Origin of the sequence: Streptomyces sp. NBC_00209, from assembly GCF_045206345.1 — a bacterium.
Classification (GTDB): domain Bacteria; phylum Actinomycetota; class Actinomycetes; order Streptomycetales; family Streptomycetaceae; genus Streptomyces.
Genome location: NZ_CP108121.1, coordinates 3,566,905 through 3,591,157, shown reverse-complemented (window position 1 = coordinate 3,591,157; position 24,253 = coordinate 3,566,905). Strand labels below are relative to the sequence as shown.

The 24,253-nt window shown below is 72.4% G+C and carries 22 protein-coding genes; 10 read left to right on the top strand and 12 right to left on the bottom strand.

Annotated elements, in window-relative coordinates; all coding sequences use genetic code 11:
* Window positions 1-2 precede the first annotated feature (2 nt).
* Both OG867_RS16205 and pdhA (OG867_RS16200) read right to left on the bottom strand, forming a co-directional pair.
* On the bottom strand, window positions 3-983 hold the full coding sequence (locus tag OG867_RS16205; protein WP_406286091.1) for an alpha-ketoacid dehydrogenase subunit beta: 981 nt from the start codon (window positions 981-983) through the stop codon (window positions 3-5).
* Window positions 984-985: 2 nt separating this feature from the next.
* Entirely contained in the window at window positions 986-2,149 is a 1,164-nt protein-coding gene (gene pdhA / locus OG867_RS16200) for a pyruvate dehydrogenase (acetyl-transferring) E1 component subunit alpha (protein WP_406286089.1), read from the bottom strand.
* Between the two features lie 339 nt (window positions 2,150-2,488).
* On the opposite strand from pdhA (OG867_RS16200), the gene OG867_RS16195 reads away from it, so the two are divergent.
* The 3 genes from OG867_RS16195 (at window position 2,489) to OG867_RS16185 (ending at window position 4,714) form a co-directional block, all read left to right on the top strand.
* Complete coding sequence (locus OG867_RS16195; protein WP_328901108.1) at window positions 2,489-3,148, top strand: response regulator transcription factor; 660 nt, start codon at window positions 2,489-2,491, stop codon at window positions 3,146-3,148.
* 75 nt (window positions 3,149-3,223) lie between these two features.
* Window positions 3,224-3,649: a pyridoxamine 5'-phosphate oxidase family protein gene (locus OG867_RS16190; protein WP_328901109.1), complete on the top strand. Its 426-nt coding sequence runs from the start codon at window positions 3,224-3,226 to the stop codon at window positions 3,647-3,649.
* 63 nt (window positions 3,650-3,712) lie between these two features.
* Window positions 3,713-4,714: a phosphotransferase gene (locus OG867_RS16185; protein WP_406290981.1), complete on the top strand. Its 1,002-nt coding sequence runs from the start codon at window positions 3,713-3,715 to the stop codon at window positions 4,712-4,714.
* Window positions 4,715-4,721: 7 nt separating this feature from the next.
* Here the strand turns inward: OG867_RS16185 and OG867_RS16180 are convergent, their stop codons facing one another.
* On the bottom strand, window positions 4,722-6,425 hold the full coding sequence (locus OG867_RS16180; protein ID WP_406286087.1) for a protein kinase domain-containing protein: 1,704 nt from the start codon (window positions 6,423-6,425) through the stop codon (window positions 4,722-4,724).
* A gap of 359 nt (window positions 6,426-6,784) precedes the next feature.
* Between OG867_RS16180 and OG867_RS16175 the strand changes: the two genes are divergently transcribed.
* The 6 genes from OG867_RS16175 (at window position 6,785) to OG867_RS16150 (ending at window position 13,930) form a co-directional block, all read left to right on the top strand.
* Window positions 6,785-8,422: a protein kinase domain-containing protein gene (locus OG867_RS16175; RefSeq protein ID WP_328901111.1), complete on the top strand. Its 1,638-nt coding sequence runs from the start codon at window positions 6,785-6,787 to the stop codon at window positions 8,420-8,422.
* A gap of 72 nt (window positions 8,423-8,494) precedes the next feature.
* Window positions 8,495-8,950: a hypothetical protein gene (locus OG867_RS16170; protein ID WP_328901112.1), complete on the top strand. Its 456-nt coding sequence runs from the start codon at window positions 8,495-8,497 to the stop codon at window positions 8,948-8,950.
* A 72-nt stretch (window positions 8,951-9,022) separates the two neighbouring features.
* The gene (locus OG867_RS16165; protein ID WP_328901113.1) at window positions 9,023-9,646 is read left to right on the top strand and encodes a PadR family transcriptional regulator; all 624 of its coding nucleotides are present in this window, start codon (window positions 9,023-9,025) and stop codon (window positions 9,644-9,646) included.
* A gap of 39 nt (window positions 9,647-9,685) precedes the next feature.
* Entirely contained in the window at window positions 9,686-10,453 is a 768-nt protein-coding gene (locus OG867_RS16160) for an ABC transporter ATP-binding protein (protein ID WP_328901114.1), read from the top strand.
* Entirely contained in the window at window positions 10,450-13,290 is a 2,841-nt protein-coding gene (locus OG867_RS16155; protein WP_406286084.1) for an FtsX-like permease family protein, read from the top strand. The genes OG867_RS16160 and OG867_RS16155 overlap by 4 nt, the downstream gene beginning before the upstream one ends.
* Window positions 13,291-13,384: 94 nt before the next feature.
* Complete coding sequence (locus OG867_RS16150) at window positions 13,385-13,930, top strand: bacterial proteasome activator family protein (protein ID WP_328901116.1); 546 nt, start codon at window positions 13,385-13,387, stop codon at window positions 13,928-13,930.
* Window positions 13,931-13,992: 62 nt separating this feature from the next.
* Here the strand turns inward: OG867_RS16150 and OG867_RS16145 are convergent, their stop codons facing one another.
* Genes OG867_RS16145 through pdhA (OG867_RS16115) form a run of 7 tightly spaced genes read right to left on the bottom strand, consistent with a single transcriptional unit; the run spans window position 13,993 to window position 22,236 of the window.
* Window positions 13,993-14,982, bottom strand: a complete 990-nt coding sequence (locus OG867_RS16145; protein ID WP_406286081.1) for an NAD(P)H-quinone oxidoreductase — start codon at window positions 14,980-14,982, stop codon at window positions 13,993-13,995.
* A 32-nt stretch (window positions 14,983-15,014) separates the two neighbouring features.
* The gene (locus OG867_RS16140; RefSeq protein WP_328904388.1) at window positions 15,015-16,088 is read right to left on the bottom strand and encodes a potassium channel family protein; all 1,074 of its coding nucleotides are present in this window, start codon (window positions 16,086-16,088) and stop codon (window positions 15,015-15,017) included.
* A 20-nt stretch (window positions 16,089-16,108) separates the two neighbouring features.
* Window positions 16,109-17,812: a molybdopterin molybdotransferase MoeA gene (locus tag OG867_RS16135; protein ID WP_406286079.1), complete on the bottom strand. Its 1,704-nt coding sequence runs from the start codon at window positions 17,810-17,812 to the stop codon at window positions 16,109-16,111.
* The gene (locus tag OG867_RS16130) at window positions 17,809-18,657 is read right to left on the bottom strand and encodes an NTP transferase domain-containing protein (protein ID WP_406286077.1); all 849 of its coding nucleotides are present in this window, start codon (window positions 18,655-18,657) and stop codon (window positions 17,809-17,811) included. The genes OG867_RS16135 and OG867_RS16130 overlap by 4 nt, the downstream gene beginning before the upstream one ends.
* A 44-nt stretch (window positions 18,658-18,701) precedes the next feature.
* The gene (locus tag OG867_RS16125) at window positions 18,702-20,045 is read right to left on the bottom strand and encodes a dihydrolipoamide acetyltransferase family protein (protein ID WP_406286075.1); all 1,344 of its coding nucleotides are present in this window, start codon (window positions 20,043-20,045) and stop codon (window positions 18,702-18,704) included.
* Entirely contained in the window at window positions 20,045-21,076 is a 1,032-nt protein-coding gene (locus tag OG867_RS16120) for an alpha-ketoacid dehydrogenase subunit beta (protein WP_406286073.1), read from the bottom strand. Before OG867_RS16120 ends, OG867_RS16125 begins: the two co-directional genes overlap by 1 nt.
* Window positions 21,073-22,236, bottom strand: coding sequence for a pyruvate dehydrogenase (acetyl-transferring) E1 component subunit alpha (pdhA, locus tag OG867_RS16115; RefSeq protein ID WP_406286070.1), 1,164 nt, complete (start codon window positions 22,234-22,236; stop codon window positions 21,073-21,075). The genes OG867_RS16120 and pdhA (OG867_RS16115) overlap by 4 nt, the downstream gene beginning before the upstream one ends.
* A 216-nt stretch (window positions 22,237-22,452) precedes the next feature.
* On the opposite strand from pdhA (OG867_RS16115), the gene OG867_RS16110 reads away from it, so the two are divergent.
* A complete protein-coding gene (locus OG867_RS16110) occupies window positions 22,453-22,959 on the top strand; it encodes an Lrp/AsnC family transcriptional regulator (protein WP_328904389.1) in 507 nt (168 codons plus the stop codon).
* Between the two features lie 15 nt (window positions 22,960-22,974).
* On the opposite strand, the gene OG867_RS16105 is transcribed toward OG867_RS16110, so the two are convergent.
* The gene (locus tag OG867_RS16105; RefSeq protein ID WP_406286068.1) at window positions 22,975-23,361 is read right to left on the bottom strand and encodes a hypothetical protein; all 387 of its coding nucleotides are present in this window, start codon (window positions 23,359-23,361) and stop codon (window positions 22,975-22,977) included.
* A gap of 193 nt (window positions 23,362-23,554) precedes the next feature.
* Complete coding sequence (locus OG867_RS16100) at window positions 23,555-24,157, bottom strand: TetR/AcrR family transcriptional regulator (RefSeq protein ID WP_328901124.1); 603 nt, start codon at window positions 24,155-24,157, stop codon at window positions 23,555-23,557.
* Between the last annotated feature and the right edge of the window lie 96 nt (window positions 24,158-24,253).

Here is a 24,253-nt window from a genome sequence, read left to right as displayed (position 1 = left end):
CCTCAGTACGCCAGCGAGCGGTCGACGGCGTCGAGCACCCGGTCCAGGCCCGGCAGGTACTCCTCCTCCAGCCGCGCCGGAGGGTACGGGACGTGGTAGCCGCCGACCCGCAGCACGGGCGCCTCCAGGTGGTAGAAGCACCGCTCCGTGATGCGAGCGGCGATCTCGGCCCCGGAGCCGTAGAAGACGGGCGCCTCGTGGACGACGACCAGGCGGCGGGTCTTCTCGACGGACGCCTGGATGGTGTCGAAGTCGATCGGGGACATCGAGCGCAGGTCCACGACCTCGACCGACTTGCCCTCCTCCTGGGCGGCCGCGGCGGCCTCCAGGCAGACCTTCACCATCGGGCCGTACGCGGCGAGCGTGAGGTCCGTGCCGGTGCGGGCGACGGATGCCGCGTGCAGCGCGCCCGGGATGGACTCGGTATCGACCTCGCCCTTGTCCCAGTAGCGCCGCTTCGGCTCGAAGAAGATGACCGGGTCGTCGCTCTGGACGGCCTGCTGCATCATCCAGTACGCGTCCGACGCGTTGGACGGGGAGACCACCTTCAACCCCGCGACGTGCGCGAACAGCGCCTCGGGGGACTCGCTGTGGTGCTCGACGGCACCGATGCCACCGCCGTACGGGATGCGCACGACGACGGGGAGCTTGATCTTGCCGAGCGCGCGGGCGTGCATCTTCGCGAGCTGCGTGACGATCTGGTCGTACGCGGGGAAGACGAAGCCGTCGAACTGGATCTCCACGACGGGCCGGTAGCCGCGCAGGGCGAGGCCGATCGCCGTACCGACGATGCCGGACTCGGCGAGCGGGGTGTCGATGACGCGGTCCTCGCCGAAGTCCTTCTGGAGGCCGTCGGTGATCCGGAAGACGCCGCCGAGCTTGCCGACGTCCTCACCCATGATGAGGACCTTCGGGTCGGTGTCGAGGGCCTTGCGCAGCGACTCGTTGAGCGCCTTGGCGAGGGACATCTTTTCCACGGCCATGGTTACTTGCCCTCCTCGGCGAACGATGCCTGGTAGGCGGCGAACTCGGCGCGCTCCTCGTCGACGAGCGGGCTCCCGTCGGCGTAGGCGTGGTCGAAGATCGCCATCCGGTCCGGGTCGGGCATCGCCCGTACGGCCTCGCGGACGCGCTTGCCGAGGGCCTCGCTCTCCTCGTCCAGGGCGGTGAAGAACGCCTCGTCGGCCGCGCCCTGCTTCTCCAGGTACGTGCGCAGGCGCAGGATCGGGTCCTTCGCCTCCCAGGCGGCGCGCTCCTCGTCGGCCCGGTACTTCGTCGGGTCGTCCGAGGTGGTGTGCGCGCCCATGCGGTACGTGAACGCCTCGACCAGGGTCGGGCCCTCGCCGCTCCGGGCCCGCTCCAGGGCGGAGCGCGTGACGGCCAGGCAGGCCAGGACGTCGTTGCCGTCGACGCGGACGCCGGGGAAGCCGAAGCCCTGGGCGCGCTGGTAGAGCGGCACCCGGGTCTGCTTCTCGGTGGGCTCGGAGATCGCCCACTGGTTGTTCTGGCAGAAGAAGACGACCGGGGCGTTGTAGACGGCGGAGAAGGTGAACGCCTCCGCCACGTCGCCCTGGCTGGAGGCGCCGTCGCCGAAGTACGCGATGACGGCCGAGTCCGCGCCGTCCTTGGCCACGCCCATGGCGTAACCCGTGGCGTGCAGGGTCTGCGAGCCGATGACGATCGTGTAGAGGTGGAAGTTGTTGCTGTTCGGGTCCCAGCCGCCGTGGTTCACACCGCGGAACATCCCGAGCAGATTGGTCGGGTCGACGCCCCGGCACCAGGCCACACCGTGCTCGCGGTAGGTCGGGAAGACGTAGTCGTCGTCGCGCAGGGCCCGGCCCGAACCGATCTGGGCGGCCTCCTGGCCCAGCAGCGAGGCCCACAGGCCCAGCTCGCCCTGACGCTGGAGGGCGGTGGCCTCGGCGTCGAAGCGGCGGGTGAGGACCATGTCCCGGTACAGGCCGCGCAGCTCGTCCGCGCTCAGGTCGATCGAGTAGTCCGGGTGCTCGACGCGCTCGCCCTCGGGCGTCAGCAGCTGTACGAGCTCGGGCGTCGAACCCTCCGGCGTCTTCGCGGGCGTTTTCGCGGCGCTGGTCCGCTTGCTGCTGCGTCGCGGTTTACGCGCGGCAGCAGTGCTCTCCACGGTCACGTGCGTGCTCCTCCGTCGGTCCGGCCCCCGGGGTCTGCCGGGAGACCAGTGCGGCTCGCCTGTGTCCGTACCCGTGCACGGGGTGGGTGCCGCTCGGTCCGGGAACAGGCGTGACAGGTGCCCCGGCGAGCGCCCTGTCCAAGGCACGTTACCCAGTGTGTCCCGTAACTGCGAAACCCTCCCTGACCTGCGATTTTGCTTGGATATCCAAGTAAATCGAGGAATTCGGGAACTCTCGCTGGTCACAGCACTGATCACAGCCTCGCAGGCCGCCGGAACAACGGCACGTTATCCCGCCCGGCAGCGGCAGGGAAGAGGTGAGTGTGTGAGACTGCGATTGTGCGCGAAAAAGGAAAAATCACTGTATTCCTACTCGATGATCATGAAGTAGTCCGGCGCGGGGTGCATGAGCTGCTCGCGATGGAGGACGACATCGAGGTGGTCGGCGAGGCCGGTACGGCGGCCGACGCGCTGGTACGGATTCCGGCGGTCCGTCCCGATGTGGCCGTGCTCGACGTACGGCTGCCGGACGGCAGCGGGGTGGAGGTCTGCCGGGAGATCCGCTCGCGGGACGAGTCCGTCCACTGCCTGATGCTCACCTCGTACGCCGACGACGAGGCGCTGTTCGACGCGATCATGGCGGGCGCCTCGGGCTATGTCCTCAAGGCGATCCGGGGCAACGAGCTGCTGGCGGCGGTACGGGACGTGGCGGAGGGGAAGTCGCTGCTGGACCCGGTCGCGACCGCGCGCGTGCTGGAGCGGCTGCGCGACGGGAAGCGCGGGCGGGACGACGAGAAGCTGGCGAACCTCACGGACCAGGAGCGCAAGATCCTGGACCTGATCGGCGAGGGGCTGACCAACCGCGTGATCGGCGAACGACTGCACCTCGCCGAGAAGACGATCAAGAACTACGTGTCCAGCCTGCTGTCCAAGCTGGGCATGGAGCGCCGCTCGCAGGCCGCCGCCTATGTGGCACGGCTCCAGGCGGAGAAGCGCTGAGGGGACTTTGGTCCCGGAGAAACGGGGGCCCCGGCCTCTTATCCCGCCCACATGCCCTGACCGACAGTGGAAGGCATGTGCACCGAGGAACTCCACGCGATCGACCTGCTCGGCCGGGTCCCCTACGGCCGGCTGGCGACCAGCATGCGGGCCCTCCCGATGCTGACGGTGGCCCGGCACATCGTCATCGACGGGCGCGTCGTGCTGCGCATGCACAGCGGGCTCGGCCACCACGGCGCCTGCGACGGCGCGGTCGTGGCCTACGGCGCGGACAACTTCAACACCGCCCCGGTGGGCACCGAGGACCTGTGGTCCGTGCAGTTCACCGGGCCCGCGCGGGTCGTGGAGCCGACCCCCGCCCAGCGCGAGCGCTTCGGACCGGCGCCCGTCGAGGTCAACGGCGAGCCGTTCGCCCCCTCGTACCTCTGGCTCGAACCTCACTTCGTCACGGTGCACACCCTGGACTTCCACGCAAGCCGGCAGATCCGCAACGCAGCGTGATCTAACATCTGATGCGTGTCGCGCTCATCTGTCGCCTCCCCGCCGGTTCCACCGGTCGGCGAGGTGCTTCGCCGTTACCCGGGCGCCGGTGCGCCGCTCAGCTGCACCCCGCTCTCCCAGGGCCTGCTCAACCATGGTTACCGGGTGTCCACCACGCGGGGCTCGTACTTCCTCAAGCACCACTCGGACGACACCACCCGCGAGCGCGCCACCATCGTCCGCCAGCACCGCGCGACCCGGCGCCTCCAGTTACTCGGCGTGCCCGTCGCCCCGCCCGTCCGGGCCCGCGACGGCGAGACCGTCACCGAGATCGCCGGCCGCTGCTACGCCCTCCACCCCTGGGTCGACGGCCTGCACCGGGGCGGCGCCCAGCTCACCCTCGCCCAGTCGACACGTCTCGGGACGCTCCTCGGAGCCGTACACACCGGTCTTGAGCAGGTCATGGGATCCGAGCGCGATACGGGGACCGGCGGCGGGCCTCCGCCCGGTTACGCGAGCCCCGAGGCGGCCGACACCTTCGCGCTGATCGGCGACCTGCTCGCCGCCGCGCGCGGACGCGCCGGCCGGGACGCCTTCGACGAGCTCGCCGAGCACCGGCTGCGCGAACGGCGCACCCTGCTGGAACGGTACGCCGACCGCCGGCCGCCCGACCCGGGGGCGCCCGCGACCGGCTGGGTGCACGGCGACTTCCACCCGCTCAACGTGCTCTACCGGGGCGCCGACCCGGTCGCGATCCTGGACTGGGACCGGCTGGCCGTCCAGCCCCGGGCGGAGGAGGCGGTCCGCGCGGCCGCGATCTTCTTCGTCCAGCCGGCCGGGGCGCTGGACCTGGCGAAGGTCCGCGCCTACGCCCGGGCCTACCGGCGGGCGGCCGGGGCGGACCCGGCGGAGCTGGCGGCGGCGGTGCACCGGGTCTGGTGGGAGCGGCTCAACGACTTCTGGATACTGCGCTGGCGCTACTGCCTGGACGACCGGAGGGCCGACCCGCAGTTCCCCGCGGTGTCGGCCCTGGCGGTCTGGTGGACCCGTGAGTACGAGGCGGTGCGCGCGGCCTTCACGGGGTGAGGAGGGCTCAGTTGCCCGTGCCCGTACCCGCCGTGCCCGCCGTCGTTCCGGCGGAGGCGCCTTCGGCGACGCCGCCCGGGGCGCCCTCCGAGCCTTCTGCCGCGCCCTCGCTCGTCCCGGCGTCGGTGCCCTCGCTGGTACCCGTGTTACCGCCCTCGCTGGTGCCGGTGTTGCCGCCCTCGGTGGTCGTACCGGTGTCGCCGGTGTTCCCCGTGCCGCCGTTGCCGGAACCGTTGCCGCCGTTCCCGCCGGAGCCGTTGCCGCCGTCACCGCCGTCCGCGCCGCCGTTGTCCGCGCCGCCCGTGCCGGGCTGGGGCGAGGAGGCGGTCGGGGACTCGGAGGTCTCGCTCGGCGTGGGCGACGGCGACCAGGTGTCGTCGTCCCAGTCGCCGCCGGTGCTGTCGCCCGGCTGCTGGGTGTCGTCCTCGGTGTCATCGGGGGTCGGGGTGGGGGAGTCCTCCGTCGGCGTCGGCGTGCTGGAGGTCTCCGTGGGCTGCTTCTCGTGCTTCTGGCCGCTCCCGCTCGCCGCGTTGAGCGCGATGGCCACGCCCGCGCCGATCGCGATCAGGGCGAGCACGACGAACAGCCACAGCTTGCCGCGGCCGCCGCCGCCCTGCCGGGTGCTGCCGCCGTCGTAACCCCCGTCGTCCGGGTTCATCGGCGGCAGGATCGGCGCCTGCGAGGTGTCCCCGTGCTGCGGGTAGCCGCCCATGGCGCGGGTGGCGCCGGCCATGCCGCCGGGCGGGGTGCCCGCGCCCTCGTTCAGCACGACCGGGCCGGTGTTCCACGTACCGGTGTGGCCGCCCTGCACCTGGAGCATCTGCAGGCCGTACTGGACCAGGCCGCGCATCTCCTCGGCGCTCTGGAAGCGGTCGTCCGGGTCCTTCGCCAGCGAGCGCATGACGAGCCCGTCCAGCTCCGGCGGCACCGAGTCCAGGATGTTCGACGGCGGGACCGGGGTGTCCTGGACGTGCTGGTAGACCACGGACAGCGGCGTCTCGCCCGTGAACGGGGGCCGCAGCGCCAGCAGTTCGTACAGCAGGCAGCCGGTGGCGTACAGGTCGGAGCGGTGGTCGACGGCCTTGCCGAGCGCCTGCTCGGGGGAGAGGTACTGCGGCGTGCCCATGACCATGCCGGTCTGCGTCATCGTGGACTGCGCGCCGTGCAGCGCGCGGGCGATGCCGAAGTCCATCACCTTGACCGCGCCGGAGTGCGTGATGATCACGTTGGCGGGCTTGATGTCGCGGTGCACGATGCCGTGCTGGTGCGAGTAGGCCAGCGCCTCCAGGACCCCGGAGACGATGATCAGGGCCTGCTCCGGCGGCGGGGCCTCGGCGCTGATCAGCAGGTCGCGGATGGTGCGGCCCTCGACCAGCTCCATCACGATGTACGGGACGGTCTGGCCGGCGACGGTGTCCTCGCCGGAGTCGTACACGGCGACGACCGCGTGGTGGTTGAGCCCGGCGACCGACTGCGCCTCGCGCGTGAAGCGGGCCTTGGAGACCGGGTCCTCGGCGAGGTCGGAGCGCAGCAGCTTCACCGCGACGGTGCGCCCGAGCCGGACGTCCTCCGCCGCGAACACCTCGGCCATGCCGCCCCGGCCGAGCCGGTGGGTCAGCCGGTAGCGTCCGTCGCCGACGACCGCGCCGTTGCCCCAGGAATCGGTGCCATCCGGAACGCCGCCGCCGTTTGCTTCGGGTTCGGGTGCCATCAGTCCTCGCCGTCGTATCTGTCCGCGTCCGTCCGCGCGTCCGCGCGCCCGCGGGGTCTCACGGTGCCTTGCTGCGTCGCCGGCTGCGCTGCCGGCCGCATTGCCCCGTCACGCTACAGCCTCGATAGGACAAGCCGATTCGGCGCCGGACCGGCCATCCAATCGGCTGGCGCGCCGCCGACGCAAATTCCATGCTGATCCTGTAACGCTTCCGAGACGCTTCCAGCGCGTACGGTCACGGAACGGGCACCCGGCTTGACGTGTCGTACCCCTGCGGCAGACTTGGCCAGTAATTACGGATGATCGCGTGAGTCGCGCGCCGAGTTCCCGGGAGTCGCGCGCCGAGGGGGAAGCAAGTCATGAGCCACGACGGCGGACACGGTTCGCAGGGTCGTTACGCGGGCGGGTCCGTCGCCGGCGGCCGCTACCAGCTGCGCGACCTGCTCGGCGAAGGCGGGATGGCGTCCGTATACCTGGCGTACGACTCCGCCCTCGACCGGCAGGTCGCGATCAAGACACTCCACACCGAACTGGGCCGCGAGCAGTCGTTCCGCGAGCGCTTCCGCCGCGAGGCCCAGGCCGTCGCCAAGCTCCAGCACACCAACATCGTCTCGGTGTTCGACACGGGCGAGGACGAGCTCGGCGGCGCGCTGATGCCGTACATCGTCATGGAGTACGTCGAGGGGCAGCCGCTCGGCTCCGTGCTCGCGGCGGACATCCGCTCCCAGGGCGCCATGCCGGCCGACAAGGCGCTCAAGGTGACCTCGGACGTGCTGGCCGCGCTCGACACCAGCCACGAGATGGGCCTGGTGCACCGCGACATCAAGCCGGGCAACGTCATGGTGACCAAGCGCGGCATCGTGAAGGTCATGGACTTCGGCATCGCCCGCGCCATGCAGTCGGGCGTGACGTCGATGACGCAGACCGGCATGGTCGTCGGCACCCCGCAGTACCTCTCCCCCGAGCAGGCCCTCGGCCGCGGCGTCGACGCGCGCTCCGACCTGTACTCGGTCGGCATCATGCTCTTCCAGCTACTGACCGGCCGTCTCCCCTTCGACGCGGACTCCCCGCTCGCCATCGCGTACGCGCATGTGCAGGAGGAGCCGGTCGCCCCGTCCACGATCAACCGCTCGCTGACGCCCGCGATGGACGCCCTCGTCGCCCGCGCGCTCAAGAAGAACCCGAACGAGCGCTTCCCGAGCGCGGCGGCCATGCAGGACGAGATCGCCCGCGTGCTGAGCGCGAGCGGTCACACCGGCGCCCCGGTGATCGTCGGCGACGGCAGCATGCCGGCCAGCAGCGGCTCCGGCGTCGGCTCGGCGGTCTTCCCGCCCGTCGACCAGTCCGCGCCGGCCCCGCACAGCGTCCAGACGCCGTACCAGCCGGGGCCGTACCAGTCCCCCGGCCCGTACGGCCCGGCGACGCCGGCCCCGGCCACCAACCCGTCGTACGGCTACCCGCAGACGCCCGCCCCGGCCTACCAGAGCCCGGCGCCGCTTCAGCACCGGACACCCTCGCCGTACACGGTCTCCCCGCAGACGACGACGTCCCCCGCCTCGGGCGGCGGTTCCAAGCGGAACATGCCCGTGATCGTCAGCGCGATCGTCGTCGCGCTGGTCGCGATCGGCGGCCTGATCACGGTCATCGCGCTCAACGGCGACGACAAGGGCGGCGCGGACGCCAAGGCCACCGAGTCCCCGTCCGGCGACCACCGCGATCCGGAGCGGAACCGGACGATGGAGACCGAGAAGTGCACGGACGCGCCGGAGGACACCGACGACCCGCAGAAGGTCGACGCCCCGAACTTCATCTACAAGGACATCCTCTCGGTGCGCGCCTGCGCGGACGCGGCGGGCTGGACGCTCAAGGTGAAGAAGGTCCCGGGCAACGCGTACGCGGAGGACCAGGTCATCAATCAGTTCCCGTCGTCCGGAGCCGCGGTTTCGGAGACCGGCGCGCACTTCGAGCTGGAGATCGCTACGGGGGACCCCGCGTAGTTCGCGGGCGGGCCGCCATCCGTACGCCTCACCCGGGATGCCGGTCGTGCCGTCGCGTGTGACGGTGACCGCATGGCTTCGGGACAGCTCCGCGCGCGCTCCTCTCGGGGCGTGGCCTGCCTGGCGCTGACGGCGGCCGCGACCCTGGGGGCGGCGGCTCCGGACGCCTCGGGGCCGCCCTCTCCCTCCCCCACGGCCACCGGTTCGCCGCACGCCGGAGAGATGCAGTCCCCGCTGGCCGGGTGGCCCGCCGGGGCGGGGCGGCAGCGGCCCGGGCGCTCGGCCGCCGAGGTGGCCCGGCAGGACGCGCTGGAGGACCGGGAACCGCGGCCCTCGCCCTCCGAATCCGCCGTCGTGCCGGTCTTCACCCCCGACCCGGCCGACTTCCGCGATCCCCCGCCCGCGGGTCGGCAGGCCCTGAGCGGAACGACCGTGCGGCGGGTCCAGCACCTGTCGCTCGGCGCGGGAATCGCCCTGGTCGGGCTCGGTCTCGGCTTCCTCGCGCTGCGGATGCGCCGGGCCCGCTGACGTACGGCCCTCCCTCCGAACCACCGCCCCGACGACTTGCGGTGATCAACATACTCGGTATACATACTCAGTATGTCGATCCGTCACGGGCTCCTCGCCCTCCTGGAGCGCGGGCCGCGTTACGGCTCCCAGCTCCGCACCGAATTCGAGTCGCGCACCGGCTCCACCTGGCCGCTCAACGTCGGGCAGGTGTACACGACGCTGAGCAGGCTGGAGCGCGACGGCCTGGTCGCCCAGGACGGCGAGGACGACCAAGGCCACGCCCTCTACTCGATCAGCGACGCCGGGCGCACCGAGCTGCGCACCTGGTTCGGGACGCCGGTCGACCGCAGCAACCCGCCCCGTGACGAGCTGGCCATCAAACTGGCCATGGCGGTCGGGGCGCCCGGCGTCGACATCAGGGCCGTCATTCAGGCCCAGCGCCACCACACGGTGAAGGCCATGCAGGACTACACGCGCCTCAAGGCGCAGTCCCTCGCCCAGGCCCCCGCCAACCGCGACGAGGTGGCGTGGCTGCTCGTCGTGGAGCAGCTGATCTTCCAGGCCGAGGCCGAGGCGCGCTGGCTTGACCACTGCGAGGCCCGGCTGATCCGCCTCGCCGAGGCCGCCGCCACGGAGCCGGACGAGGGCCCGCCCCCGGGCCCGGCCGCCCGCACCGCCGCCCGGTCGTCCGCCCGGTCCCGCACGCGCCGCTGAGTCCGGCGCCCTCTACATCCACCGTTCCGAGAGGGAACCATGTCCCTGCACGTCCCGTCTCCGTCCGCCCCGCCCCTGCCGGTGGACGCACCGGTGCTCGAACTCCGCTCGCTCACCCGCACCCACGGCACCGGCATCGCCGAGGTGCAGGCGCTGCGCGGTATCAGCCTGTCGGTGCACGCCGGTGAGCTCGTCGCCGTCATGGGCCCGTCCGGCTCCGGCAAGTCCACCCTGCTCACCCTCGCCGGCGGTCTCGACATCGCCAGCGGCGGCCAGGTGATCATCGAGGGCCAGGACATCTCCGCGCTCGGCCGCAAGGGCCTCGCCGCCCTGCGCCGCCGCAGCGTCGGCTACGTCTTCCAGGACTACAACCTGATCCCCGCCCTGACCGCCGCCGAGAACATCGCCCTGCCCCGCGAGCTCGACGGCGTCTCGGTCCGCAAGGCCCGCAAGGAGGCCCGCGCCGCGCTGGAGGAGATGAACCTCCTGGAGATCGCGGACCGCTTCCCGGACGAGATGTCCGGCGGCCAGCAGCAGCGCGTCGCCATCGCCCGCGCGCTGGTGGGCGACCGGCGCCTGGTCCTCGCCGACGAGCCGACCGGGGCGCTCGACTCCGAGACCGGCGAGGCCGTCCTCGCGCTCCTGCGCAACCGCTGCGACCAGGGCGCGGCCGGGGTGATGGTCACGCACGAACCGCGCTACGCGGCCTGGGCGGACCGGGTCGTCTTCCTGCGGGACGGTTCGATCGTGGACCAGACGCTGACGGCCGGGGCCGATTCGCTGCTGGCCGCCGGGGGAGCCGAGTGAGCGTCTTCACGGGGTGGCGCGCCGCCCTCCGGATAGCCCGCCGCGACGCCCTGCGGGCCAAGGGCCGCAGCGCCCTGGTGGTCGCGATGATCGCGCTGCCGGTCCTCGGGGTGACGGCCGCCGACATCACGTACCGCAGCGCGGAGCTGAGCCCGGCCGAGGAGCTGACGGCCGAGATCGGCGCGGCCGACGCGGTGTACAGCGATGTCGGCCTGGGGCCGATCCAGCAGATGCCCGACGGCGACATGTACGACAGGGCGAGCGGCAAGGAGCCCTCCGAGGAGCCGAAGCCGGTCGACATGCGCACCGTGTTCCCGAAGGGCGTACGGGCGCTCAGCGAGCAGTCCGTGTCCGCGACCGTCACCACCTCGTACGGCATCGCGAGCACCGAGATCACCGAGTTCAGGACCTCGGACCGGATGGCCCGGGGGCGGATCGACCTCGTCGGGGGTGCGTTCCCGCGCTCCACGGGCGAGCTGGTGGCCACCGAGGCGTTCCTGGAGTCGGCGGGCCTGCATGTGGGCTCCGACGTCACGGTGACGACCTCCGGCAAGAAGTACACGATCACCGGTGCGGTGGAGCTGCCCGCCGACCTGGACTCGAAGGCGCTGTACGCGGAACCGGGCGCGGTGATCGCCCCCTGGGCGGCCCTGGCCGGGCGCGACAAGAAGGTGCCTGCGCCCCAGCCGGGCGAGACGCGGTGGCTGGTCGAGGGGGCCGGGATCGTCTGGCACGACGTGCTGGCCGCCAACAAGGCCGGTGCCCTCGTCACCTCCCGGCAGGTCTTCGAGAACCCGCCGCCCGACTCCGAGATCCCGCTGCTCCGGTCGAACCCGCAGTACGCCGCCGACCGCAGCTTCACGTCCGACGAGACCAGCACCGCGCTGATCACCGTCGTCGCGATGGCGCTCCTGGAGGTCGTGCTGCTGGCCGGACCCGCGTTCGCCGTGGGCGCCCGCCGCTCCCGGCGCCAGCTGGGCCTGCTCGGCACGTGCGGCGGTGACCGGAGCCAGGTCCGTGCCGTGGTCCTCGGGGGCGGTCTCGTCCTCGGCGGTGTCGGCGCGGTCGCCGGTGTCGTGACCGGCCTGGTGCTGACGGTGGTGTTCCGGCCGCTGATCGAGGGCTGGGCAGGCCACCGCTTCGGCTCCCTCGCGCTGCGTCCCGCCGAGCTCCTGGTCATCGCCGTGCTCGGTCTGGTCACCGGCCTGCTGGCGGCGTTCGCCCCGGCGATCGTGGCCGGCCGGCAGTCCGTGCTGGAGTCGCTGACCGGCCGGCGCGGGGTGCGCCGCAGCTCCCGGGTTCTGCCGATCACGGGCGCCTGCGTGCTCGCGCTCGGTGTGCTCATCGCCGTGTACGGGGGCACCGGCGGCAACTCCATGCTGGTCGCCGGCGGCTCGGTCGTCGCCGAGCTGGGCCTGCTGGCCTGTATCCCGGTGATCGTCGGGCTGCTGGGCCGGCTCGGGCGCAGGCTTCCGCTCTCGCCCCGGATGGCGCTGCGGGACGCGGCCCGCAACCGGGGCCGTACCGCTCCGGCGGTGGCCGCCGTCATGGCCGCGGTCGCGGGCTCCGTCGCCATCGCAACGTACATGTCCAGCAGCCTGGCCGAGTCCGACTACGCCTACCTGCCGATGCTGACCAAGGGCACGATCGCCCTGGCGGCCGGCGACCCCGAGGCCACCGAGCGGCTTCCGGCGGCCCGCGCCGCCGTCGAGCACGACATGGCGGTGACCGGCCGCCGGGCCGACATCTCCCGGGTCTGGGCGGGCAGCGACTGCAACGTCTACTACGAGGACGAGAACGGCGGCTGCGGCTCCCTCTCGCTGGTCAAGCCCGCCGGCAGGGGCCACACCTGCCCGCTCGACACCAAGGGCGCCAAGGAGCTGGCCACGCGGCTCTCCACCGACGAGCACCGCGCGATGATGCGGACGCCCGCCTGCGTGGACGTGCACACCTCCACCGGGACCTTCACCGACGACAACATCGTCGTCGGTGACGCGGCACTGCTCGACACGTACGTGAAGCTGGACGACCCGGCGGCGGTGGCCGCCCTGAAGGCCGGCACCCCGGTCCTGCTCAACGAGGCGTACGCGGAGAACGGCGAGGTCACCCTCAAGGCCGTCCACACGTACAACGCCAAGGACAAGAAGAACCGCAAGCTGCACCCCGGGCCCGCCCGGAAGACGACGGACCGGCTGAAGGTGTACGTCGCGAAGCCCGCGTACGCCGCGACGCCCGGTCTCCGCATGATCCTCCCGCAGCGGACCGCGGAACGCCTCGGCCTGCACACGCGGCCCCTGGGCAGTGTGTACGCCGTCGGCCACGAGCCCACGGACGCGGAGAGCCAGCGGGTCAACGCGGCCATCGACCAGGCCGGGGGCGGGCTCTGGGTGCAGAGCAACTCCGGGCCCAACGACCGGGGCAGCGCGATCCTGCTGATCCTCACCCTGTTCGCCGGGGTGGTGACGGTGGGCGCGGCCGCGATCACGACCGGTCTGGCCAAGGCGGACGCGGAGGCCGACCTCACCACGCTCAGCGCGGTCGGCGCGGCCCCGCGCGTGCGGCGGTCGCTCTCCGGATTCCAGTGCCTGGTGGTGGCGCTGACCGGGGTGCTGCTCGGGACGGCGGCGGGTCTGGTGCCCGCGGTGGCCCTGCGGCTGGTCGATCTGCGCAAGGCGATGGAGTACATGCGGGAAGACCCCATGGAGTCCGCGTACACGCCGATCGTGCTGCCCTGGGCGACCATCGGCCTGCTGGCCGTGGCGGTACCGCTGCTGGCGGGCGGCCTCGCGGCGGTCTTCACCCGCTCACGGGTGGCCCTGGCGAGGCGGGCCGGCTGAGCCGTAGGACCGTTCGGTGCCCCCGGATGCGGTGGATCAACCGTTTCCGGGGGCACCACAGTGTTGAACACCGTGTGTGCGAGACAATGGCGGCATGGAGATGCCGAGGAATGAACGGTCGCAGGAGCACCCCCAGGTCCTCGTAGTGGGGCAGGACGGAATGGCGATCGGCGGCGGTGGCACGGACGACGAGTCGCGGGAGGTCCCGGTGACGGAGATGGTCGAGCAGCCCGCGAAGGTCATGCGGATCGGCAGCATGATCAAGCAGCTCCTGGAGGAGGTCAGGGCCGCTCCTCTCGACGAGGCGAGCCGGGTGCGGCTCAAGGAGATCCACGCCGGTTCCGTCAAGGAGCTGGAGGACGGCCTCGCGCCGGAGCTGGTGGAGGAGCTGGAGCGGCTTTCCCTGCCGTTCACCGAGGACTCGGTCCCCTCCGAGGCGGAGCTGCGGATCGCCCAGGCCCAGCTGGTGGGCTGGCTGGAGGGCCTGTTCCACGGCATCCAGACCGCGCTGTTCGCCCAGCAGATGGCGGCCCGCGCCCAGTTGGAGCAGATGCGCCGCGCCCTGCCGCCCGGTAGCGGCCCGGAGGAGGACGACGGCATGGACCCGCACGGCCCGGTCCGCTCGGGTCCGTACCTGTAACCGACCACGCACGAGGGGCCCGGCACACCATGGTGTGCCGGGCCCCTTCCGTACGCGTGTGCTCAGGCGGTCGCCGGCGGCTGGAGCAGCACCTTGCCGATGTGGGTGCTGGACTCCATGACGCGGTGGCCCTCGGCCGCGTCCGGCATCGGCACCGTGCGGTCGACCACCGGCTTCACGACGCCCTCCTCGATGAGCGGCCAGACGTGCTCGCGGACGGCCGCGACGATCGCCGCCTTCTCGGCGAGCGGGCGCCCGCGCAGCGAGGTCGCCGTGACGGCCGCCCGCTTGTTGAGCAGCATGCCGAGGTTCAGCTCACCCTTGGCCCCGCCCTGGAGCCCGATGATCGCGAGCCGGCCGTTGACGGCGAGCGCCTGCACGTTCCGGTCGAGGTACTTCGCGCCCATGATGTCGAGGATGACGTCCGCGCCCGCCCCGGCCGTGGTCTCGCGGATCTCCTCCACGAAGTCCTGCTCGTGGTAGTCGATCAGGATGTCCGCGCCCAGCTCTGCGCAGCGCGCCAGCTTGTCGGGGCTGCCGGCCGTGACGGCGACCCGTGCACCGACGGCCTTGGCGAGCTGGATCGCCATCGTGCCGATGCCGCTGGACCCGCCGTGCACCAACAGGGTCTCGGCGGGCCGGAGGTGGGCCACCATGAACACGTTGGACCAGACCGTGGCCGTCACCTCGGGCAGCGCCGCGGCCTGCACGAGGTCCAGCCCCTTGGGTACGGGGAGGAGCTGGCCCGCCGGGACGGCGACCTTCTCCGCGTAACCGCCGCCCGCGAGGAGCGCGCACACCTCGTCGCCGACGGCCCAGCCGGTGACCCCGGGCCCGAGGGCCGAAACGCGGCCGGAGCACTCCAGGCCCGGGTAGGGGGACGCTCCCGGCGGCGGGTCGTAGAAGCCCTGGCGCTGGAGCACATCGGCCCGGTTGACCGCACTGGCCGCGACGTCGACGAGGACCTCGCCCTCGCCGGGGACGGGATCGGGCACCTCGGCCCACACGAGCGCCTCGGGGCCACCGGGTTCGGGGATCGTGATCGCATGCATGGCCGCGAGGCTACTCCGTGGGCGGGGCGGTCTCAGGAACGCGGGATGCCCTGGTGCGGCGGGTAGCTGGGCGGCTCGTTCGAGGCGCGGACGATGGTGATCAGGCGGTCCGTCAGCTGCAAGGGGCTCGCCGCCGGGTCGTCGTAGCCGAGGAGCCGGTGGCCCCGCAGCACGTTGACGACGAGGTCGTCGGTCTCCCGCACGTTCTTGCCGACCTCGCTCTTTATCACCGGCCGTTCGACCAGATCGAGGCCGCTGCCCTGTTGGATGAGGTCCTCCATGACCGTGCCCGCGCTGGGGCTGAGCACGGAGAGGCCGAGCAGCCGGCCCGCCGCACTCGCGCTGGTGATGACGGCGTCCGCACCGGACTGCCGCAGCAGCGGGGCGTTCTCCTCCTCGCGGACCGCGGCCACGATCTTCGCGCCGCGGTTGAGCTGGCGGGCGGTCAGCGCGACCAGCACCGCGGTGTCGTCGCGCTGGGTGGCGATGATGACCTGACGGGCCTTCTGGAGCTCGGCCCGCAGCAGCACATCGCTGCGCGTGGCATCCCCGAGGACACCCGTGAAGCCCTCGGCGTTGGCGATCTCTATCACCTTGGACGCCGGATCCACGATGACGATCTGTTCCTTGCTCAGCCCGGTGGCGCACAGGGTCTGGATGGCCGAGCGGCCCTTCGTGCCGAACCCGACGACGACAGTGTGGTCACGCAAGTTGGTTCTCCAACGCTTCAGCCGGAAGTCCTCCCGGGTCCGCTCCGTGAGGACCTCAAGGGTGGTGCCGACCAGGATGATGAGGAAGAGCACGCGCAGCGGTGTCACGAGCACCACATTGATGAGACGGGCCCCGTCGCTGTACGGGGTGATGTCGCCGTATCCGGTGGTGGAGAGGGTGACCGTCGCGTAGTACACCGAGTCCAGCAGGTCGACCCTGCCATCGGCCGCGTCGTGGTAGCCGACCCGGTCGATCCAGACGATGAACACGGTGATGGCCAGCACCATCAGAGCCATCATCAGCCGCTTGGCGACCTGGCGCGCCGGCCCGGCCACGACCCGGCGCGGAAGCATCACGCGGGTGGGGACGACCTGTTCGTCCGCCCGCCTGGCCATCGCGTCTTGGCCGGGAAGTTTCACGTGAAACACCCTTCAGTCCACGGCGTCGCCGGGGCCCACGGTAGATCGAGGATCTCAACCTCGGTGCCGGACCGTACCCCGCCCGGCTCCACGACGGCCAACCCGTCCGCGGCGGCGATCCCGCGCAGCATGGCGGGACCGTTGTAGTGCAGTGGTACGACGTGCTCCGCCCCGCCTGCGGTTCCGGGTTCTCCGGCCGCCCGGTGGACCACGGGCACCAACCGGGTGTCGTACGGATGCCCGTGCATATCGTCGCGCACGGCCACCCGGTAGGGGTCATCGGGGGTGCGGCCGGCCAGTCCGCCGAGGAGCGGCCCGGCCAGGGTGAGCAGTCCGGAGACGGCGGCCAGGGGGTTGCCGGGCAGCCCGACGAGCCAGGGCCCGTCGGAGGGGAGCCGGGCCAGCAGCATCGGATGGCCGGGACGCACGGCGACCCCGTCGACCAGGAGCTCGGCCCCGATCCGGTCGAGGACGCGGTGGACATGGTCGACGGGCCCGGCGGCGGTGCCTCCGGTCGTGATGATCAGGTCGGCCTGGGAGCCGGTGAGCGCCTTCCCCAGGGCCTCCGCGCCGTCGCCGAGGCGCTGCGGTGGCGAGACCTCGGCGCCGAGCGCGTGCACCCAGGGCCCGATCATGGGGCCCAGCGCATCGCGGATCAGCCCGTCGTGCGGCAGCCCGGCGGTGAGCAGTTCGTCGCCCAGCACCAGGACGTCGACGCGCGGCCGGGTGCGGACGGGCAACTCGTCGTACCCGGCGGCCGCGGCCAGTCCGAGGACGGCGGGCGTGACGACCGTGCCCGCGGGGAGCAGGATCTCCCCCGACCGGCACTCCTGGCCGCGCGGCCGGATGTCCTGACCCTGGCTCACGGACCGCTGCGCGTACAACAGCCCCTTGGCCTCGTCGGCGTGCGCGTGCTCGCTGCGGATGACGGCGGTGACCTCGGCGGGGATACGGGCGCCCGTGGCGATCCGCACGGCCTCCCCGTCGAGCAGCGGGGCGGGCGTGCCGTGTCCGGCGAGGATGCCGCCGCCCCGGATGCGCCAGGGCCCGGGCCCGGCGACGGCCCACCCGTCCATGGCCGAGGTATCAAAGGACGGCAAGTCGGTGAGCGCGGCCAACGGCTCCCCCAGGACCCGCCCCAGCGCCATCCCGAGCCCGAGCCATTCGGCACGCACGGCACCACACTGCCCGGCCCGGGCGGCGACGGCCCGGGCCGCAGGCCAGGAGACCGCTGCGTGCCGGGGTACGTCGGACCGGGAGCTGGGCCGGGCACCGGCGGGGGAGACGTCGGGCCGCGAGAAGGATGCGTCGGAACCGTGACTTTCCGGCTGGTCCGTGCGGCCGGCGCGGCTCAGCGGGCCGCCGCCGGGCCCGGGCTCCGACGGCTCGGCGGGGCGGTTGCCCGGCTCGCCGGGCAACCGGGGAGCGCCGCCGGCCTGCGCGGCGGGGGCGTGGCCCCGCTCACCGGGGGCCGGGGCGTCCGGCCCATCGTCGTGGAGGCTGGTGAGCCAGTCGGACGGCGCGTTCGCCGGCGTGGGCTCCGCGTCGCGGGCCGACGGCCGGCTTACGAGGGCCAGTGCCTGGGTGACGGCCCGCTCCTCGTCGGCCCGCTCCTCGTCGGCCCGCTCCTTCGGCTCGGAGGCGACGTGTGTCTCCGCGACGGCGCGCGGGTCGCCCCCGGGTCCCCCGGACCCCGTCACGGTGTCTCGTTCTCGTCCGCCCACCGGAGCGCGAGCGCGGTCGCCTTGCGGGCGGCCTCCGCCACGGCCTCGGGTCCTCCGCCGTCGCCGCTCGCCTTCGCCGCCGCGTATCCGACCAGGAAGGTCGTCAGGGGCGCGGCGGGCCGGGCTACCCCATGGGCGGCGTCACGGGCGAGGTCGAGCAGGAGGCCGGTGTCGACGTCGAGGTCGATGCCGAGTTCTTCCTTGACTGCGGTGATCCATTCGTCCAGCACCGTCCCATGTTCTCTGATCCGGGCCCGGGCCGAAGCGATGTCCTCCCAGGTGTCGCAGTCGAACGAGGCGAGGGGGCCCACCGCCACCCGGTAAAGCGTCAGCTCCTGCGTGAGCAGCCTCAGCGGCAGGCCGCCCAGGCCCCCGTGCTCGGCGGCGAGACAGGCCAGTTCGCGACGGAGCGGCTCGCCCCGGTAGACGGCGACGAGCGGCTGGTCGCGCCCGCCCTCGTCGGAGCACAGAGCACCCTCGACGCCCTCCCGCCCCGAGGCGTCCAGCAGGGCCGCGACCGTATCGGCGCCCAGGAACGGCAGATCGGCGGAGAGCACGAGCACCCGCTCCGCCGAGGTATGCCGGACCCCGGCGCCCAGCGCGGCCAACGGGCCACCACCGGGAGGGACTTCCCGCGCCCAGGTCACCGCCCGCGCGGTGGGCCGCCGGCCCCCCACCACCACGGTGGTCCCGGCACCGGAGCAGGCGGCGAGGACCCGGTCGAGGAGCGGACGGCCGCCCACCCGCACGGCGGGCTTGTCGGCACCGCCCAGCCGCTTGGCGGCCCCTCCGGCGAGAACGATGGCGTCGTAGGCGGTCATGCCCCGAGTATGCGGGGCCCGGGCGGCCGGGCCCCGCGCCGCCCCTACACGCTCCGCAGCAGCAACGCCGGCTGCTCCACGCAGTCCGCCACGTACCGCAGGAAGCCCCCGGCGGTGCCGCCGTCGCAGACCCGGTGATCGAAGGTCAGGGACAGCTGGACGACCTGACGCACGGCGAGCTCGCCCTCGTACACCCACGGCTTGGGGACGATCCGGCCGACGCCCAGCATCGCGGCCTCGGGGTGGTTGATGATCGGCGTCGAACCGTCCACCCCGAAGACCCCGTAGTTGTTGAGCGTGAACGTGCCGCCGGTCAGCTCGGCCGGCTTCAGCGTGCCCGTTCTGGCCGCCTCGGTCAGCCGGGCGATCTCGGCGCCGATCGACTCCGTGGTGCGGGCGTGGGCGTCCCGTACGACGGGGACGACCAGGCCCCGGTCGGTCTGCGCCGCGAATCCGAGGTGGACCTGCGGCAGCCGAACGATCTCGCGCGCCTCCTGGTCCACCGTGGAGTTCAGCTCCGGGTGGCGGGCCAGGGCCGCCGTGCAGATGCGGGCGAGGAGGGCGAGCACCGACACCTTGGCCGCACCGGCCCCGGCGGCCCCGTTCATCGCGGCGCGCGCGGCCATCAGCGCGGTCGCATCGGCGTCGACCCAGCAGGTGGCGTCGGGGATCTCCCGCCGGCTGCGGGACAGCTTGTCGGCGACCGCTCCCCGTACGCCGCGCAGCGCGACCCGCTCACCCGTGGGGGAGGAGGAAGCGGCGGGCTCCGGGACAGGCGCCTCGGCGGCCGACCGGATCGCGGACTCGACGTCGGCGCGCAGGATCAGCCCGTCGGGCCCCGACCCGGCGAGCCGGCGCAGATCCAGATCGTGCTGCCGCGCGAGCCTGCGAACCAGCGGGGACACGACCGCGACCGGCCCGGGCGCGGGGTCGGGGACGGGCACGAGGGCCGGGGCAGGGGCCTGGGCCGCAGCCTCGACGGACGCCACGGACACGGCGACCGCGGCCTTCAGCCCTTCCGGCCGGACCCGCCGGCGCCGCACCGGCGGCGCCCCGGTCCCGTACCCCACCAGCACGTTCCCGGACCCGGAATCCTCCGTACCGGAATCCGCGTCCGCACCGCCCGCGGCGGATTCCACGGGCGATCCGACGGCCACGGTCAGCAGCGGCGCCCCCACCGGAAGCTCGGCACCCTCGTCGCCGAAGCGGGCCGTCACCACACCCCCGTACGGGCAGGGCACCTCGACCATCGCCTTGGCCGTCTCGACCTCGACCACCGGCTGGTCGATGGCGACGACGTCCCCGACCTCCACCAGCCAGCGCACGATCTCCGCCTCGGTCAGCCCCTCGCCGAGATCCGGAAGCCTGAACTCAAGAACCTGAGGCATCAGTTGTCCGCCTCCCACTGGAGCCGCGCGACGGCGTCGAGGACCCGGTCCACACCGGGAAGGTGGTGCCGCTCCTGCATCGGCGGCGGATACGGGATGTCGAACCCGGCGACCCGCAGCACCGGCGCCTCCAGGTGGTGGAAGCACTGCTCGGTGATCCGGGCCGCGATCTCGCCGCCGGGCCCGCCGAAGCCGGTGGACTCGTGGACGACGACCGCGCGCCCGGTGCGGCGGACCGAGGCGGCGACGGTCTCGTCATCGAACGGCACCAGGGAGCGCAGGTCGACCACTTCGAGGTCCCAGCCCTCTTCGACCGCCGCCTGCGCGGCCTCCATGCAGACCGGCAGGGACGGCCCGTAGGTGATCAGGGTCGCGCTGCGGCCGGGGCGGCGCAAGACCGCGCGGCCGATGGGCTCCACGGCGGTGGGGTGCTCCGGCGACCAGTCGGCCTTCGACCAGTACAGCCGCTTCGGCTCCAGGAAGACCACGGGGTCGTCCGAGGCGATCGAGGCCCGCAGCAGCCCGTACGCGTCCTCGACCGTGGCCGGGGTGACGACATGGAGACCGGGGGTCGCCATGTAGTACGCCTCCGAGGAGTCGCTGTGGTGCTCGACGCCCCCGATGCCGCCGCCGTAGGGCACCCGGACGGTGATCGGGAGCGGCATCGCGCCGCCGGTCCGGTTCCGCATCTTGGCGACATGGCTGACGAGCTGCTCGAACGCCGGGTACGCGAACGCGTCGAACTGCATCTCGACCACGGGCCGCAGCCCGTACATCGCCATGCCGACCGCGGCCCCGAGGATGCCCGCCTCTGCTAGGGGGGTGTCCGTACAGCGCTCGTCGCCGAACTCCTTCGCCAGGCCGTCGGTGATCCGGAAGACCCCGCCGAGCGTCCCGACGTCCTCCCCGAGGACGTGCACCGTGGGGTCCTCGGCCATCGAGTCGCGCAGCGCGCGACCCAGCGCCTGCGCCATGGTGGCGGGCTTGGCCTTCGCCGTCCGCTCCCCGGCCGTCACCGCTGCCGTGGTCATCGCGCCGTTCCCCCGTCTTCCGTGCCGTGCTGGTCGTTCTCCGCGGCCAGCTCCTGGCGCAGCCGGGCCGCCTGCTCCCGCAACTGCGCCGTCTGCTCCGCGTACACATGGGTGAAGAGGTCCATCGGGTCGAGCACCGGGTCCGCGTTCATCCGCTCCCGGAGCGCCGCCGCCATCCGCTCGGCGGCCGTCCGCGCCTCTTCCACCCCCTCGTCATCGAGCAGGCCGCGCCCGGTCAGTTCGCGCTCCATGAGCTGGACGGGGTCGTGGTCCCGCCACGCCTCGACCTCGCTGTCGCCGCGGTAGCGGGTCGCGTCATCGGCGTTCGTATGGGCGTCCATGCGGTACGTGACCGCCTCGACCAGCGTCGGACCGCCACCGCTCCTGGCCCGGGCAACCGCCTCGGAGAGCACCTGGTGCACCGCCGCCGCGTCGTTTCCGTCGACCAGCCGGCCGGGCATGCCGTACCCCACGGCCTTGTGGGCCAGGGACGGCGCCGCCGTCTGCTTGGCCAGCGGTACGGAGATGGCGAAGCCGTTGTTCTGCACGAGGAAGACCACCGGGGCCTTCCAGACCGCCGCGAAATTCAGCGCCTCGTGGAAATCGCCCTCACTGGTGCCGCCGTCGCCGACCATCGCCAGCGCGACCACGTCGTCGCCCTTCAGCCGCGCCGCGTGGGCCAGGCCCACGGCATGCGGCAACTGGGTGGCGAGCGGGGTGCAGAGCGGGGCGATGCGGTGCGTACGCGGGTCGTAGCCGGTGTGCCGGTCACCCCGCAGCAGCGTCAGCGCCTCGACCGGGTCGAGCCCCCGGGCCACCGCCGCGAGCGTGTCGCGGTAGCTGGGGAAGAGCCAGTCCCGCTCCTCAAGGACCAGGGCGGCCGCGATCTCGCACGCCTCCTGGCCCGTGCTCGACGGGTAGACCGCCAGTCGGCCCTGCTTCGTCAGGGCCGTCGCCTGGACGTTGTACCGCCGCCCGCGCACCAGCTCCGCGTAGAGCCGCAGCAGCAGCTCGGGGTCGGCGTCAGCCACCGCGTCCGTACCGAGGACCCGGTACGGCTCCGGGTCCGGGAGCAGCGGCGCGGGATCGGTCAGCGGCTTCCAGGCCGGGGGCGGCGTGGGCCGGTAGGCGGCCGCACCGGGCAGCTCTTGGACCGTCATGACAGGCACCTCCGAGCATCGAGGGGTGTCGACATATGGTGATATATCGAAAACAGCGTGAAGCACAGGTGTGGCGTGCCTCACCTACCGATTGTTCGGTCGCGAGCGCATTTTGGCTACAGGCACCGCCAGCCTGTGGACAAACGGTTTTCCACAGCCTGGGATAGAGGCAGGTCGTCCAGGACGGGGAGGCGCGGGAACATGCCAGCTGAACAAATGGCCGACGGGGCCGGGGGGCCGGGCCAGGTTCCACCGGCACGCCCGCTCGATTCCATCGACCACGCCATCCTGCGACTGCTCCAGACGGACGGACGCGCCTCGATACGGTCGGTGGCCGACCGCGTCCACGTATCGCGCGCGAACGCGTACGCCCGCATCAACCGGCTCATCGAGGACGGTGTGATCCGGGGCTTCGGCGCACGGGTGAACCACGAGCGGGCGGGGCAGGGGGCCTCCGCGTACATCACGCTCAAGATCGTCCAGAACTCCTGGCGGACCGTCCGCGAACAGCTCCAGGCGCTGCCGGGAGCCACCCATATCGCGCTGGTCAGCGGCGACTTCGACGTCCTGCTCCTGGTGCACACACCGGACAACCGGACGCTGCGCGAGCTGGTACTGACCCGTATTCAGGCCATTCCGGAAGTGCTCTCCACGCGCACGCTGCTGGTGTTCGAGGAAACGGACCTGGACCCGGGAACGGACCGCACCACGGAGCTCGCCTGAGCGGATACGGTCAGGTCAGGACCCGTACTTCGCGAGGAAGCCGCGCACCGTTGCCCAGCGTGCGTCGTCATAGAGCAGCGCCACCCCGTGCGCGCTCTCGTCCCGCACGTGGACGAGCTTGTGCTCCGGCGATTTCACGCTCTTCTTGTTCATCTCCCGCACCCCGGCGCCGAAGTCACCGTCCGGCTCGGCGACCATGTACAGCACGGGCGAGGTCAGTTCGGGCACGGCCCGCAGGGCGTTCATCCGGGCGTACTGCGTCGGAGCCGAGAGGGCGACGACCGCGTCGGGCTGCGGTTTCAGCCGGGGGGCCGCCGCGAGCACCCGGTAGCCGGCCTTGTTCAGCTCGTCGGCCTCGTCCTTCCACTGACAGGCGGTGCCGTCGGACTGGTGCGCGAGCACGATCCCGGCGTCAGACAGCCGAAATCGTCCGGCGTCCCGGCCGATACGCCACCGCCGTCGCCCTTGCCGTCCCCGCCGTCCGACGAACAACCGGCCAGCGAGGCCGTGACGAGCAGTGCGGCGGCACAGAGAAGTCCGGCCACCCGGAGCGCAGCGGTCATGGGCGCGATAGTGGTGTGGGCCCATGCCGTAGTCAGCGCCGGTCCGGACCGGCCTTCATTCCGTCGAAGGCGAGCCGCACCACCGTGTCGGCGAGGCGTTCCCCGTCCGCGCCGCCGTCGGGCAGCGGCCGGTACCACTCCACGAGCGAGTTGACCATCCCGAACAGCAGCCGCGTCGCGAGCCGTATGTCCACGTCGGAGCGGAGATCGCCGTCCGCGACGGCCGCCTTCAGCAGTTCGGCTACCCGCTGGTCGAACTCGCGCCGTCGCTCCAGGGCCCAGCGCTCGGTCTTCGTGTTGCCCCGCACCCGCAGCAGCAGCGTGACGTAGGGGAGTTCGGCTATCAGTACCTCGACGGTACGACGCGTGACGTACGCGACCCGCTCGATCGCGCGGCCCCGCGTCGCACCCGGCTCGTCAAGGATCCCGAACAGCCCGTCGAGCGCCCGGCTGACCGCGCGGCGCAGCAGTTCTTCCTTGCCCGCGACGTGGTGGTAGATGGAGGACTTGGAGATTCCGGCCGCCTTGGACAGGTGCTCCATGGACGTGCCGTCGTAGCCGCGCTCGTTGAACACACGGACTGCGACGGTCAGCAGTGTCTCCGGTGTGTACGTGTCCCGCTTGGCCGTGGTCATGTCCGCGATCCTCCCCTACGAGTTGTCCACAGGTTTCGTGGGCCCCCTTGTCCCGACCGATCGTTCGGTTACTCTAACTCTGTCCGCCCGTCCCTG

Coding starts and splice junctions, on each gene's coding strand:
- OG867_RS16125 (WP_406286075.1), bottom strand. CDS start 20,045: ATGCCTCAGGTTCTTGAGTTCAGGCTTCCGGATCTCGGCGAGGGGCTG.
- pdhA (WP_406286070.1), bottom strand. CDS start 22,236: ATGACGGTCCAAGAGCTGCCCGGTGCGGCCGCCTACCGGCCCACGCCG.
- OG867_RS16110 (WP_328904389.1), top strand. CDS start 22,453: ATGGCCGACGGGGCCGGGGGGCCGGGCCAGGTTCCACCGGCACGCCCG.
- OG867_RS16175 (WP_328901111.1), top strand. CDS start 6,785: ATGAGCCACGACGGCGGACACGGTTCGCAGGGTCGTTACGCGGGCGGG.
- OG867_RS16165 (WP_328901113.1), top strand. CDS start 9,023: ATGTCGATCCGTCACGGGCTCCTCGCCCTCCTGGAGCGCGGGCCGCGT.
- OG867_RS16140 (WP_328904388.1), bottom strand. CDS start 16,088: ATGGCCAGGCGGGCGGACGAACAGGTCGTCCCCACCCGCGTGATGCTT.
- OG867_RS16205 (WP_406286091.1), bottom strand. CDS start 983: ATGGCCGTGGAAAAGATGTCCCTCGCCAAGGCGCTCAACGAGTCGCTG.
- OG867_RS16145 (WP_406286081.1), bottom strand. CDS start 14,982: ATGCATGCGATCACGATCCCCGAACCCGGTGGCCCCGAGGCGCTCGTG.
- OG867_RS16170 (WP_328901112.1), top strand. CDS start 8,495: ATGGCTTCGGGACAGCTCCGCGCGCGCTCCTCTCGGGGCGTGGCCTGC.
- OG867_RS16130 (WP_406286077.1), bottom strand. CDS start 18,657: ATGACCGCCTACGACGCCATCGTTCTCGCCGGAGGGGCCGCCAAGCGG.
- OG867_RS16120 (WP_406286073.1), bottom strand. CDS start 21,076: ATGACCACGGCAGCGGTGACGGCCGGGGAGCGGACGGCGAAGGCCAAG.
- OG867_RS16190 (WP_328901109.1), top strand. CDS start 3,224: ATGTGCACCGAGGAACTCCACGCGATCGACCTGCTCGGCCGGGTCCCC.
- OG867_RS16100 (WP_328901124.1), bottom strand. CDS start 24,157: ATGACCACGGCCAAGCGGGACACGTACACACCGGAGACACTGCTGACC.
- OG867_RS16160 (WP_328901114.1), top strand. CDS start 9,686: ATGTCCCTGCACGTCCCGTCTCCGTCCGCCCCGCCCCTGCCGGTGGAC.
- OG867_RS16180 (WP_406286087.1), bottom strand. CDS start 6,425: ATGGCACCCGAACCCGAAGCAAACGGCGGCGGCGTTCCGGATGGCACC.
- OG867_RS16150 (WP_328901116.1), top strand. CDS start 13,385: ATGGAGATGCCGAGGAATGAACGGTCGCAGGAGCACCCCCAGGTCCTC.